The following is a 13,837-nucleotide window of genomic DNA, read 5'->3' on the forward strand; positions in this document are numbered from 1 at the left end:
CAAGATTATCTGAATACTTTAAATCTTATTTCAGATAACCATTTGGGTTTTGTAACTGCCAACGCCAAGCATCCGCAGCCATATCATCAATTGAACGAATGGCTTTCCAGTGTAAATCTTTCTCTGCTTTTGCAGGGCTTGACCAACATTCTGCAATATCACCAGGACGACGAGCTTGTAATTGATAAGGAATAGGTTTGCCGCTAGCTTTACGAAATGCTTCAATCATTTCAATCACACTAGTGCCGTTACCTGTTCCCAAATTATAAATATGTAAGCCCGCTTTTTTGCCTAATGCATTTAATGCTGCGATATGACCATCAGCCAGATCCATAACGTGGATATAATCACGAACACCTGTACCGTCTTTTGTTGGATAATCATCACCAAAAACAGCGACTTGTTCACGACGACCAATTGCCACTTGTGCAATATAAGGGGTTAAATTATTTGGAATACCTTTAGGATCTTCCCCCATCGTACCTGATGGATGCGCCCCTACTGGGTTAAAATAACGCAGCAAACTAATAGACCAACTTTCATCAGCAACAAATAAGTCAGATAAAATGCGCTCGACCATATATTTGCTGGTGCCATAAGGGTTAGTCGTGCCCCCTACAGGCGAATCTTCAGTGATAGGAACCGCTTGAGGATCACCATAAACGGTTGCAGAGGAGCTAAAAATAAGACTTTTTACGCCCGCATCACGCATACAACGCACGAGCACCAATGTGCCATTAACATTGTTGTCATAATATTCAATGGGCTTCTGAACAGATTCACCAACTGCTTTCAATCCCGCGAAATGAATAACAGATTGAATAGAATGCTTAGCAAAAATGGATGCTAATAGTTGGTCATCACGAATATCACCGTTATAAAATAGAGGGCGTTTCCCTGTTAAGGCTTCAACACGATTAAGCACTTCGTCATTCGCATTGCTAAGGTTATCTAAAATAATCGGTGTCATGCCTGCTTCAATCATTTGTACGCAAGTATGACTACCGATATATCCCATACCACCTGTCACTAATATTTCCACATTCACCTCTTTTGATCTAAAGGAAAAGCGCAAGACGGTTTCTGTTCACTGACACAGAGTTTAGCAAGATCAACAAAATCATTTCGTGATCAAACCGACATTTAGTGTAAACGTTTACACTCTTTTGATACGCTTTAAATTTTTATCCAATATCCTAATTTAGACTTGCATTACAGTAAGTTAGTAGGATAAGCAACACAATCTCTCGATTTAACACTAAAAACAATACACATTAAAAGTAAACGATTACATCTCATTTAATGCGCTAATTATATGATAAAACTGACATTCAATAAGTTTTATCATACCTTATTAACTTCCTCGCTAATATGTTTAAGCGGTGTAAAAACACTCTCAATAAATACTTACAGTTTAATAAGTGTTTTATTGCATAAATACTCTCAATAAATACTTGCAGTTTAATAAGTGTTTTATTGCATAAATACTCTCAATAAATACTTGCAGTTTAATAAGTGTTTTATTGCATAAATACTCTAAATAATTCAAATTACAGCTAGGCGACAAGTGAATGAGTCGCTAGGAGCATACATAAGTATGTGACTAGTGCGAATGAACGCAGTCAACAACGCTGTAGTTTGAAGTATGACGAGTATTGACTGGTGCGAATGAACGCAGTCAACAACGCTGTAGTTTGGAGTATGACGAGTATTGAAGTATGACGAGTATTGAATGGAGAACATAATGAAACCGATTGTCGTGCTATATCAAGATCTTCCTAAAAAACTGTACAAAAAACTATCCGATTTTGCTGATATCAAACAATTTAAAACGCTCTCTTTAGACTCTGATGATTTTTGTTCAGCACTTGCCAATGCCTCTGGATTACTTGGTGCTGGTGGCAAAATCGATGAGAATTTTATTAGCCAAGCACCTAATTTAAAAGCCGTTTCAACGGTTTCTGTTGGTTATGACAATGTTGATGTTAATGCACTGACCAAACGTAATATTAAGCTAATGCATACTCCAACCGTATTAACAGATACCGTCGCAGATACCATGATGGGATTAGTACTTTCTGTAGCAAGGCGTATTCCTGAACTTGCTGATAATATTAAACAAGGTTTATGGATTAAAGGTATCACACCAGATTGGTACGGTACTGATGTTCATCATAAAACTATGGGTATTATTGGCATGGGGCGAATAGGTAAAGCTTTAGCTCAGCGCGCACACTTTGGTTTTAATATGAATATTCTTTATCACTCACGTACAGAACATACCGAAGTGAACGATAAATTTGCTGCAACATATTGCACTTTAGAGGCATTATTACAGCAATCTGATTTCGTCTGTATCACATTGCCATTAACACCAGAAACACACCATTTAATCGGTCAAAAACAATTTTCGATGATGAAACTGGATGCTTATTTAATTAATGCAGGACGTGGCGCTGTAGTGGATGAATTGGCATTAATCCATGCATTAGAACAAAAAGAGATCGCCGGTGCTGGTTTGGATGTGTTTGAAAAAGAGCCTCTATCTTCATCTTCACCTTTATTAACGATGAAAAATGTCGTTGCTGTGCCGCATATTGGCTCTGCAACAAAAGAGACTCGCTATGCGATGGCTGAATGTGCCGTAGACAATCTGATTGCAGCGCTGAGTGATCACGTAAAAGAAAACTGCGTCAATTTCTAAAATCATAAATAGCGTTTTTTAAGAAACAAAAAAAGGTAATGAAAAATCGCTCATTACCTTTTTTACTTGATGCTCAAATAAGTTTAAGCGGGATCAACATGAGCCATCACACTCAAAATCTGTTTATTTTGCAAAACCTTATTACGAGCATTAACAACAATTGAGTGGCTTTCACTGACGGTGAGATCACCTTTGATTTCAAGATGTACATCTACGAGTAAATAATCACCAGAACGACGTGTCTTTAAATCATGAACGCCTTGCACGCCCGGTGTTGAAACCAACATCTGTTTAATCTCTTTCAGCGTCTCTTCATCTGCCCCTCTGTCCATTAAATCTTGTAGCGCTTGATAAGTAAAACGCCACCCCATACGGCCGACAAATAGCCCGACAATGAATGCTGCTAATGGGTCAAAAAATTTAAATCCAGCCAAGCTTCCGATAATACCAATCGCAACAACTAATGAAGAAGCGGCGTCAGAACGCGCATGCCAAGCATTTGCGACTAACATATTGGAGTCCACTTTTTTTGCAACAGTAAGCATATAGCGGAATAACCCTTCTTTAGCCGCTAAGGCAAGCAAAGCCACATATAAAGCAACACTATGAACTTCAGGAATAGTCGATGGATCTAAAATTTTATGAATGGCAGAAAACAACATTCCTAAACCGACAATTAATAAAATCGTTCCAAGAATAAGTGATGCTGCATTTTCATAACGAAAATGCCCATAAGGGTGATCTGCATCAGGTCGTTTCTGACTACCTTTATTGGCAATTAAAACAACAAAGTCTGCAATAAGATCAGAAAGCGAGTGAATGCCATCGGCAATTAAACCTTGAGAGTGTGAAAAAAAGCCCACTGTAATTTGCCAAATGGATAAAATAATATTGACAAAAACACTCACTAACGTGCTTTTCTTAGCTGCCTTAAATTTTTCAGACTGCTTATTATCAGTCCGATCCAACTCAATATCATCAATGTGATTATGTGTCATAATAATAATCTTATTTGGTTTTAAATAGCCTACTCTATTGCCATAGATAAATAGAGTTCCATAGGTTATTTCAGGTTCCATAACTCATTGGTGAGGATAAAGGACGACTCTGAATAACAATCCAGTTTAGGGACTAAGATTGCTGTCCAGACATCATATTGAGATGTCATTGCCTATTAATATGCCATATTTAACTCTTTCTGTCTCTTATTTTTATCAATAAAATCTTATAGATACAGAACAATAATATAATTGATAATCATTCTTTTATGCATTTTCTATTTTTAATGAGAAACAGAGAAATTAATTTTTTATAAAAATTTATTAATCGCTTTTCTGTCAACAAGTTAAGGTGTATAACTTATTTTCATTATATTGTTAATATTATTTCAGACTGTTTTTAATTTTTAATGCTTAATAATGTAAAGTAGTAAATAATCATTCTCACTCTTATTTAAAACACAGATCACAGCTATTTTTTACTATTAGGCGATAATGGTAAATATTTTAAACTAACGCTAAGTGAGGTTTGTAATGTATAAGAAAATCCTAGTTCCCATTGATATTTTAGAAGATGAACTTTCTCAGGAACTAATCGCTCACATTGAACAAATAGCAAAGGTGGGTAAACCGGAGATCCACTTCCTCACCGTTATTCCTAATGCTGAACTTTTCTTTGGTATCGAGTTTGCCGCTATTCCTGAAAAATTCAAAGACTCGTCAGAACGTACTCGTCTTGCTTTTGTTGCACTACAAGACATGATTAAAGATGCAAAAATTCCTGATGAGCAAATTATATGCAATGTGGGTGTTGGTAACGCAAAAGATGAAATTTTAGAATATGCCCGCCACATTGATGCTGATTTAATTGCAATTGCATCACATAGACCTAATGTTTCCTCTTATTTATTAGGCTCTACGGCATCATCGATTGTACGTCATGCCAAAATGTCAGTTTTAGTTATACGTTAATATTTAGTTTAAATAACAACAAAGCCCTTTGTCTCAACAACAAAGGGCTTTTTCACAAACTGTGGTCTATTTTAAATAAGGTTAACTGTTATTTTTTAACTGAATCTTGGGTAGTCTCAGCCGCAGACCAAATACGATATTTCACATCAACATCTTTTGGTGCATAAACAACGATAGGTAATTTGCTGTTATAACGGATGAAGGCATCTGATCCCATATTTGCCTGAACGAAGGCATCTTTTTTCGTATTATCAGCACATCCCATCATTGTTGACATTGGGCCATTTAAATCGCCAACAACATAATAGCTATAGCCCCAACCTTCTAAATTCTTTTCATCTAAATCCGCACCAAACCACTGATGGTTGCAATCTACTTTAAGTTCTTTACCAATAATTAATTCAACTTGGTAATTGTTTTCATTATCTTTTTTCTCTAATTCGATAACATGACGAACTTGATTTTCTTGAGCCTTAGGATAAGGTGCAACTTTATCTAAACTGTCGGTAGCTTGTGCGCACGCAGATAAAGACATTGCTGCTACTAAAGATAATATTACTTTGTTCATCACTCTCTCCATTTTTACAGCGAACACTTCGCCGTTAACAAGATTAGTCAGATGTTTTTATTGCTGATTATCTGAATACTAATATTTTTAGTGCTTGAATGCTAACATCTTAGTAAATAGTACTATGAGTGGATAATTCTGAATGTTTTAAAAAGAAAAATCACGTTTTTTCATGAAATGTAAATTTGTGATACATCACCGTGCAGATAAGCTATCTATGATTATACTGAAATAGAGACCCAATTTCTTTTCATAGGAGGTTATATGTTCTCAGATCAACAAGCCCTTGTTTCTCAATTAAGAAATAGTGATCCCCGCTTTGAAGCCCTCTACGATAAACATCATCGACTCGATCAAGAAATTGCTAAATTAGAAGGACCTAACGGAGCTGGCTATAACGATGAAGTTGCCAAACTAAAAAAAGAAAAGCTTCATCTTAAAGATGAAATGCAAAAAATACTTCAACGAAGTGAAAAATAAGGCTCTTTTTAAGCGATGATATTATGTCATCGCTTTTTATGATTAAAAACAAAGATACCGCCCTATAAAGATGCATAATTAATGTATCTTTTATTTTCTAGGGGCTACCTATGTCATCAATACATGGTCATGAAGTTTTGCAAATGATCCTTTCTTCAGAAACAGCATTTACTAAAACATCACTAATTGATGCTATCCATAAACAATTCGGCAATGACTCACGTTTTCATACTTGCTCAGCTGAAAATATGACAGCGACTGAATTAGTTGATTTCTTAGAAAGGAAAGGTAAATTTATTCCGGCAGAAGGCGGGTTTACAACGAGTGAAAATAAGATTTGCCATCATTGATGGATATAGCGCTTTAAAGCTCGATTGCCAGTGATTTCCTTTTCTATGTCATTGGCTTTTTATATAAACAATAAAAAGCCAATTCGTTCTGACAATCGTAATGATTTTATTGACTATATTTTTTACTATATTTTATTCATCGTCTGTTTGTAACCAGCCATCATCTTCCCAAACGCTTTGAATAAGTTCCATAATGTGTTCATGCTTAGTTTCATCTTTTATGCCCGTAACTTGAATCGAGTTCATGCTACTAAAGGCAATACGAAACTGCATATCTGGATATTCTGGAATGATCTTTTTTCTCAGTTCGTGTTCTAAGAGCGGAAATAATGAGTCGGTTATCTTAGATTGTTTATTAAATAAAATTTCCACACGCATTGGTTTCACCATTTAAAGGCAAATAAACTGTATATAAATACAGTAGTATATTCTAAGAAAAAAGAAAAGTCTTTTTGATAAAATTTTTTATCATTACGCATTAAATAATATTTTAGCGTCTCTATCGGCTTAATGATAAGATGTATAATAAATGCAACATATTACTAAGAGAGAAAGGTATGTCAGGAAAAAGAATAAATCGTGAAAAAAAAACCATTCAAAAAATGGTTCACCTTTATGCTCATTCGCATCCTGAAGCTGACTCAGATTATTATCAACAATTAATCAACTATGCATATAACCGATTAGATAAATGTCGCTATGGTGAAGATAAACCAGCCTGTAAACAATGCCCTATTCATTGTTATCAACCAGCAAAACGAGAAACAATGAAACAAATTATGCGTTGGGCGGGTCCACGAATGCTAATTTATCATCCGATCTTAGCAATACGTCATCTTATTGATGATAAAAAGCCGGTTCCTCCACTTCCTGAAAAAAAACGTACTATTCGTTCGACTGAAAAGTAAAATCGGATTTCTTTAAGCGATATAAAACATGCTCAGCAAGAGGATGTGTTTTATCTAATGTTGGATGAAAGAAATTATCAGATTGATGCATACCTAGTTTTTGCATTACACCTTGAGATGGCAGGTTTGAAACTGCAGTAAAAGCGACAACTTCCTCTAACCTCAATGTCTCAAAAGCAAATTTAAATATAGTTAAAGCCGCTTCATAGGTATAACCTTTTCGCCAAAACTTTTTTGCAATCCGCCAACCAATTTCTACGCAGGGATTAAATGGCAAAGGCGCTGCTGGAATATTTAACCCAACAAAGCCAATAAACTCTTTAGTCTCTTTCAATTCAACTGCCCACATTCCCCATCCATTTTGTTGAATAAATTTTTCACGGATAGTCTCAACCATATTATCGCTTTCTAATTGAGATAAAGTGCAAGGAAAATAGCGCATTACTTCAGGTGAAGAATTGATCTCAGAAAAAAATGGCGCTTTATCACTTTCACGCCATTCTCTTAGGTGCAGTCTGGGAGTATCTAAATTCATCGTTATTCTCTTTTTATATAAAATTAAGACAATAGCGATAAAATAGGATAAGCAACGAACAATGAAAAGAAAAATAGTGTTTTATTTTTTGTTTTCTTTTAGTTGGTTTTCTACTGGTGCAACAACTTTATCTTTATTTGCATTAGAGCTTTCTTTTATTGAAACAACGCGTTGTTGAGCAACTGATTTTGCTTGATGTTCAACTTGCTCTGATTGTCCAGTAAATATACCGCCACGCTTAATAGACATACTGCCACAACGGCTCGTACCACGTAATTCACCATGTTCTAAGATATCGAGGTTATTAGCAGCACAAATTCCTTTTACAAAACCGTCAATAATAATATCTGGTGCTGTTAATTCGCCTTCAACTTGCCCCGCATGCATAACACGAATAACGCCATCTTTGACATTAATATTACCAGCGACTTTACCCCAAATTTGGATATCGCCTTCAACATTAATATCACCTTGGAATACCGTTCCTTTTGCAATAATCGTGTATAGTTTTTGCTCTGGCATCGGTTTTTTCTCTTCTGTTATTACTGGTGCAACAGGCTCTGCTGCTTTTGGTGTTTCAGTTTTACGACTAAACATAGCGGCTTTTTTTAACCTCAAAGTCATATAATAAATAGTAATGCTAAAAATTAGGATTAGAATAATCAAAAACTCGCCTGCCATTTGATAACGCCAAAAAGCAATTAAGGCAAGAGTCCAAATTATCCATATCCCGCTGAATATAATATTTCGCAGTGTTCGCTTATTCTCCATAATTAGCTATATCCTTACCTCCCTGACAATAAATACACTTATGCATTCACCATTTTAATAAACGAATGACAAGCATAATGCCAGCAATAAGCCTATTATTACCTTTTAGTTTTTTGATTTGTTCCTTAGGCTAAATAATATTTAGTTAAACACAAAGATTATCTATTTTAATCACCAAACTTTAATGTAAATAAATTATGAGTAGCAAACACTTATTTAGATAAATATTTCGTATTAAAAATTAACATTTTATACTTATATTCTTTTTTTTATAAAAAAATTGTTCAAAAATATTTATCATAAAGCCACAGGACAATCCAATTTTTCAAAATAAAAATATGAGACACCTATCACAGTAAAAAATAGAAGAAAAAAAACACTAAGAAGAAATCAGATTTAAGTGTGAGATCTGTGTTTATATTTTGTTAAATTTTATCTTTAGTTATCCACTTTTATAACTTACGTTAATATAACATATAAAAACCAGTTTTCTTTTTCAATTTTAATTCTCATTTTATGACTTTATTTTTCAAACAAAACACAACAATTAAATAACAAGATAAGCACAATAAGAAAACAATGATTATACCTACCTTTTAAATACATCTATTATTTATTTACACTGTAAAGAAAATGAAGTAAGAATAACTCCATGTTATATATGGATTTTAATACTAAAAAAAATAAGTGTAAATTATTGATTACACAAATATACTTACCATTCTTTATTGTCTCAAATAAAAAATTTTTCTTATTTAATTTTCTTTTGCAATTTATACCAAATCCCACTAAATTAACAAAACGACTTATCTTAAATTAGCAAAATAAAATGCAGTGTCTAATATCTAAAAAAAACATCATCAAATTAAAGAAAATAATCTCCTTTTTATTTTAAATAGCACTCAATAATAAAGAAGTGTTTTTATAAATGTTCTTATATTTATCATTATAAAAATACAGTGATACTCATATAATAATTTTTGGGCGAATTATGAATACAATGCAATGTGACAAAAACAATCAAAACGATTGTACGATTGAAAAAAAATCTTTTTTCTATTCACAATATCAAATACTAGAAAATGAGCAAAAAGCCCTCTTCCTTATTCGGAAAAATGCACTTATTTTGCAAAACTGCACAGATACAATCACAGCAAACCAAGATCAAGTTCTTTTTTTACAACAGGGCAACTATACAATAAAAACACAAGGCACCGATCCTGTAGAGATTATTGCAATACCTCTTTCAGATGATTTCTTAAGAGATTTCATGTCAAAGTACAACGATATTTTGTGTAATATAGAAAGAGATGAAGAATTTTCTAGTGCTTTTATTTGTTTTCAAGACTCCCCTCTTATTCACTTTTGTAGCAATGGTTTTGAATATCTCACCGCCCAATCCTGCCCTGAAGCGTTCACACGGTTACGAATTGAAGAGCTTTTAATCCTTTTGCTGTCAACAGAACAAGGCTCAGATTTAATGGCATTATTGCGTCAACTCAGTCATCGCCAGGTTGATCGCTTGAAAATATTTATGGAAAAAAATCATTTAAAAAGTTGGAAACTAAAACAATTTGCCCGTGAATTTGGTATGGGATTAACAACATTTAAAGAGCTTTTTAACCACGTCTATGGTACATCTCCAAGAACATGGATCTGCGAAAGAAGAATTATTTACGCACATCAACTATTACTGACTACTGAAATGAGTATTGTTGATATTTCAATGGAGTCAGGCTTTTCAAGCCAATCTTACTTTACACAAAGCTATCATCGTCGTTTTAATATGACACCAAGTAAAGCGAGAAACATCAGATTAAAATTATAAAAAATCCGACCGAATATCATAATATCTAAAAGTCATTCATAGTTAGAATACTTTAAATTTATTCTTATGAGTGAGTTCTATATCGTGATCAAAGAAAACAAACATACCCCACAAGCCCATTATTATGATTATTTAACTTTACTAAAAAAAATGATGGCAACCGGTGATAAAAAAACTGTAGATGATTTATTTGATCTACAGTTTTCTTTGCAGTCTAATAAAAATAGTGACACTGAATGCGATGTTAATGCACAGCAGATAAAAATATTATCTCGAGTATTATGTCGTGAAAGCGTAGACAGTTTATTACAATCCACTTGGTTTTTACGAAAAAAATACTGTTTTGTTGATATCACTAAGGAAGAAATCCTTGATGTCGTTAACTTGGTACGTTCATTTCATGCGCAACAAGCAAATGCTACGTTAACACCAATGGATTGGGATAAATCATTGAAGGCTACTGTCAATATCAATGAGCATATGCGCTTAATTCAAGCTGTTATAAAGCCTCTGTTTATTTACTGGGTTCAACATATTACCCCTCAGCTATTTACTCTTTATGAAACCAAAAGAGAGCTAGAGTCTCAAATTAAGCAGTGTGAAAATATTAAGTCATTCGAAAGAAAACAACTATCAAATACAAGTGATTCTTTTTTATCTTTAGATGACATCAATATCAAACTAAATTCAGATAAAGTCCGACTCATAGTGATTAATGATCTACTACAAAAAGATATCACGTTGCTTTTAGAGAGTTGGAAAAATGAGCCAGTCTTTAATATTGAAATTAATAACACACTAGATTACATCCAAGGTGTAACACCACGCTCAGAATTGATAAAACCACTATGGACGATTTTAAACAGTATTCCAGAAAATCCTGAAAATTGTCAAAAATTAAAAGATTGGCTACTAGAAAGGGAACTTTGTTTAAATAACGATGAATTTTTATGGCGATAATAAAATTTCAGCTCTTCTTTAAATAAAAAGAGAAGAGCTGAAATTAGCGTTTAATTATTCTATTTAATATCTAAGATCTCAATTGTTACGATAGACATGGATTCTGGAGGCACTTGCCCTGGAACACCATTTTTCCCATAGCCACCACCTGGTTTGATATAAATTTTAGCTTTACCATTGATACCTGCTTTGGCAATAAAGGTATTCAATGGTAGTGGTAATTGGCGATAAGGTAAGATAAGAGGCTTAGCTTTATCATAATTAAGCGTCACAGTGCCATCTGTTAGCTCTTCATGCATAGTGAAGACAACTGTTTTACCCGCTATTGATTCAACAGGTTTACCCTGTTTTAAAATTTTAAAATAAGTATTGTCATCATATTGCACGTAATTTTGTTTTTGGATCTCAGATAAAATGGATTTATTACGCTGAGCATTATCTTTTCCAATAATCGAATAAGCATAAGCAAGTTGCCCAGCAATCATTTGCCCTTCGCCCGCCATTTTCTCAAGCTGCTCTTTTAGCGTTTTATTTTCTTTTAAAATATTACTCGTGTCTGTATTCACTTTCGCTAATTCAGCATCTTTTGCTTTAATTTGCTCATTTAATTTAGCAATAGATTCTGTTTGCTGTTGCTTTAATGTACTAATTTGCTGTGTACTTTCTGTATTTTGTTTTTCTAATTGTGCTTTTGCTTCAGCTAATTGAGCGCTCAATTTATCCGTCGTATTTTGCTTTTCAGAGAGTTGTTTTTCTAGCAATGCTAACGTTTTCTCACTTTCTTTTTTGCTCGTAGTGACTTGAGCTAATGCGATATTATTCTCTTTAAATTGTGTATCTAATGTTTGGTATTTATTCGATAACTCACTTTGCGTTTTTTCTAACTTAGCTATTAGATTATTTTTATCAGCAATTAAATTATCAACGGCTTTTTCACCCGCAGATAAGCTCTTTTTCAAATCAGCTAATTCAGTTATTTTATTATCTAACTGTAATTTTAATTCTGGAATTGCTTTTAGTTTTTCGTCTGCCTGATCTTTTTGTTGCTGGACAGCTAAAAGCGATTTATTAATCTGAATTTGTTCCTGATTACTTTTTTCAACTTGTGCTTGTAGTTGTGCTATTTCTTTACGTTGTTCCTCAACAAGTTTGCTATTAGCATCTTGTTGCTTTTCTGCTTCTGCTACTTTTAACGCAAGTTCTTTAGATAAATCTTCACGTTCTGATGTGATCTTCAATAATGTGCTTTGTAATTTATCTATCTCTTTTTTCGCAGAGTCATCTTTTAGCAAAAGTTGAGCCTGTGCAAATAGAGCCTGCACATCTTCTTTCTCTTTCGTTATTGTTGCTAATTGATTTTGTACATCTGTGAGTTGTTTAGTTAATTTATCTTGCTCAGTCGTTATTGTTGATAACGAATTTTCTAATGTTGCTATCTCTTTATTTTTTGCGCTTTCTAAATTAGCTAATTCTTGTTCTTTTTGCTTATTGTTGTCATTTAGCAATTTCTGAGATTCAACATACTGAGCTTGTATAGCTTCTTTTTCTTGTTCAATTTTAGCGAGTAGTGCCTGCTTTTCAGTTAATTGGTTAATTAACTTCTCTTGCTCTACTTTTATGCTTTCAAGTGAACTTTGTAATTTATCAATCTCTTTTTTGGCGCTGTCATCTTTTAACAGAACCTGAGCCTGTTGATACTGAGATTGTAATTGCTCTTTTTCTTGCTCAAGCTGAGTATATTTCGCCTCTAAGGTTTTAAGTACCTCTGCTTGTTTTTCAAAATCTTGTTGCTGTTTTGCTAATTCGGTATTTTTTACTGTTGTTGCCTGTAATACGTTCTCTTTTTCGGCTAATTGCTTAACTAATAAGTCACGTTCTTTTTTTATTGTTTCTAAATCACTTTGTAGCTTGGCAACAGCCTGTTTTAACGAGTCATCATTAAGTAAGTTGTTCGCCGTCGCTAATTTGTCTTCTGTTTCAGCCAGCGTTAATTCAAGTTGCTTAATTTGGTTATTTGCATTTTGAAGTTTTTCTAAATGCGCTTTGGTGATAGCTGCCTGCTCAGTATATTTCTGATAAAGCGCTTGGTATTTATTTCTCGTCTCTGCTAAACGATTTAATAGCGTTTTATTAAAAAGAGGTTGTTTATGATCGAGTACAGAACGATTGAACTGATAGGCAAAGTGAAAAGGGATGGCCGTAACAGAATAAAATGTTCCTGGAATAATATCTAACAAGAAGTTGTCATTACGTTGAGGTCTTGTATAACTCTCTTTTGAATAAAGTGCTAACGGATTATAAACCGTTGCATTATTTCGGTAGCTATAACGATTAAGATCCTCAGGTGCAAATTGAGGCTTAATCGGAACAAATGAAAGCAACGGTGTTAAATAACGAGTGTAATCACTCTTTAATTTTGAATAATCCGCGGGTAACACAGGGCAATTTTCTGCCAGTGTGATATCAGGAGTCTTAATAGGTTCGACTTCCTGATTATCTGTTTTAACTGGCGTAGAAGGTTTAACTCGTTGCTCTGGTTTTATTTGTTGAGTCGCTGTTGTGGTGCGATTTACTCCACGATTAGCCTGACCGGTTCTTGTTGACGATGAAATTGTAGCAGATGTTTTAGGCTCAATTTTAATTGGCTCTTGCGTTTCAAAATAACGGTCAAAATCTTCAATAACAGAATTAAACTCATTATTGGCAAACGATAGTGTTGGAAACAGCATAAAAGCGAGACAAACACTCTGCTTTAATTTCATA

General features: G+C 33.9%; 14 protein-coding genes. 7 read left to right on the forward strand and 7 right to left on the reverse strand.

What is annotated here, in order from left to right; all coding sequences use genetic code 11:
• Positions 1-25: 25 nt before the first annotated feature.
• Positions 26-1,042, reverse strand: a complete 1,017-nt coding sequence (gene galE, locus BTA34_RS11435; protein WP_151435689.1) for a UDP-glucose 4-epimerase GalE — start codon at positions 1,040-1,042, stop codon at positions 26-28.
• A gap of 702 nt (positions 1,043-1,744) precedes the next feature.
• Here galE and ghrB point away from each other — a divergent pair.
• Positions 1,745-2,704, forward strand: coding sequence for a glyoxylate/hydroxypyruvate reductase GhrB (gene ghrB, locus BTA34_RS11440; RefSeq protein WP_151435690.1), 960 nt, complete (start codon positions 1,745-1,747; stop codon positions 2,702-2,704).
• 83 nt (positions 2,705-2,787) lie between these two features.
• Here ghrB and BTA34_RS11445 read toward each other — a convergent pair whose 3' ends face one another.
• The gene (locus BTA34_RS11445; RefSeq protein ID WP_151435691.1) at positions 2,788-3,702 is read right to left on the reverse strand and encodes a cation diffusion facilitator family transporter; all 915 of its coding nucleotides are present in this window, start codon (positions 3,700-3,702) and stop codon (positions 2,788-2,790) included.
• Positions 3,703-4,236: 534 nt separating this feature from the next.
• Between BTA34_RS11445 and BTA34_RS11450 the strand changes: the two genes are divergently transcribed.
• Positions 4,237-4,674: a universal stress protein gene (locus BTA34_RS11450; protein WP_151435692.1), complete on the forward strand. Its 438-nt coding sequence runs from the start codon at positions 4,237-4,239 to the stop codon at positions 4,672-4,674.
• An 88-nt stretch (positions 4,675-4,762) separates the two neighbouring features.
• Here the strand turns inward: BTA34_RS11450 and eco are convergent, their stop codons facing one another.
• Positions 4,763-5,254, reverse strand: a complete 492-nt coding sequence (gene eco / locus BTA34_RS11455) for a serine protease inhibitor ecotin (RefSeq protein WP_100159065.1) — start codon at positions 5,252-5,254, stop codon at positions 4,763-4,765.
• 252 nt (positions 5,255-5,506) lie between these two features.
• Between eco and BTA34_RS11460 the strand changes: the two genes are divergently transcribed.
• Complete coding sequence (locus tag BTA34_RS11460) at positions 5,507-5,722, forward strand: DUF465 domain-containing protein (RefSeq protein ID WP_023581560.1); 216 nt, start codon at positions 5,507-5,509, stop codon at positions 5,720-5,722.
• Between the two features lie 110 nt (positions 5,723-5,832).
• Positions 5,833-6,072 (forward strand): YecH family metal-binding protein, encoded by a 240-nt coding sequence (locus BTA34_RS11465; RefSeq protein WP_023581559.1) that lies wholly within the window; start codon positions 5,833-5,835, stop codon positions 6,070-6,072.
• A 132-nt stretch (positions 6,073-6,204) separates the two neighbouring features.
• Here BTA34_RS11465 and BTA34_RS11470 read toward each other — a convergent pair whose 3' ends face one another.
• Entirely contained in the window at positions 6,205-6,450 is a 246-nt protein-coding gene (locus BTA34_RS11470) for a DinI-like family protein (RefSeq protein ID WP_036934877.1), read from the reverse strand.
• A gap of 179 nt (positions 6,451-6,629) precedes the next feature.
• Here BTA34_RS11470 and BTA34_RS11475 point away from each other — a divergent pair, with 179 nt between their 5' ends.
• Positions 6,630-6,980, forward strand: coding sequence for a nitrous oxide-stimulated promoter family protein (locus BTA34_RS11475; protein ID WP_151435693.1), 351 nt, complete (start codon positions 6,630-6,632; stop codon positions 6,978-6,980).
• Here BTA34_RS11475 and BTA34_RS11480 read toward each other — a convergent pair.
• Together BTA34_RS11480 and BTA34_RS11485 are read right to left on the reverse strand one after the other, a co-directional pair.
• On the reverse strand, positions 6,958-7,515 hold the full coding sequence (locus BTA34_RS11480; protein ID WP_151435694.1) for a GNAT family N-acetyltransferase: 558 nt from the start codon (positions 7,513-7,515) through the stop codon (positions 6,958-6,960). The two genes, BTA34_RS11475 and BTA34_RS11480, sit on opposite strands and share 23 nt — an antisense overlap.
• Before the next feature lie 81 nt (positions 7,516-7,596).
• Complete coding sequence (locus tag BTA34_RS11485) at positions 7,597-8,112, reverse strand: bactofilin family protein (RefSeq protein WP_226892275.1); 516 nt, start codon at positions 8,110-8,112, stop codon at positions 7,597-7,599.
• Positions 8,113-9,277: 1,165 nt separating this feature from the next.
• On the opposite strand from BTA34_RS11485, the gene BTA34_RS11490 reads away from it, so the two are divergent.
• Together BTA34_RS11490 and BTA34_RS11495 are read left to right on the forward strand one after the other, a co-directional pair.
• Complete coding sequence (locus BTA34_RS11490) at positions 9,278-10,114, forward strand: helix-turn-helix transcriptional regulator (protein ID WP_151435696.1); 837 nt, start codon at positions 9,278-9,280, stop codon at positions 10,112-10,114.
• 84 nt (positions 10,115-10,198) lie between these two features.
• Entirely contained in the window at positions 10,199-11,074 is an 876-nt protein-coding gene (locus BTA34_RS11495; RefSeq protein ID WP_265576076.1) for a T3SS regulon anti-activator ExsD domain-containing protein, read from the forward strand.
• 59 nt (positions 11,075-11,133) lie between these two features.
• Here BTA34_RS11495 and BTA34_RS11500 read toward each other — a convergent pair whose 3' ends face one another.
• Positions 11,134-13,836, reverse strand: coding sequence for a sugar transporter (locus tag BTA34_RS11500; RefSeq protein ID WP_151435698.1), 2,703 nt, complete (start codon positions 13,834-13,836; stop codon positions 11,134-11,136).
• Position 13,837: the final 1 nt, after the last annotated feature.

Origin of the sequence: Proteus sp. CD3 (assembly GCF_008808075.1) — a bacterium.
In the GTDB taxonomy this organism is placed as follows: Bacteria; Pseudomonadota; Gammaproteobacteria; order Enterobacterales; family Enterobacteriaceae; genus Proteus; species Proteus appendicitidis.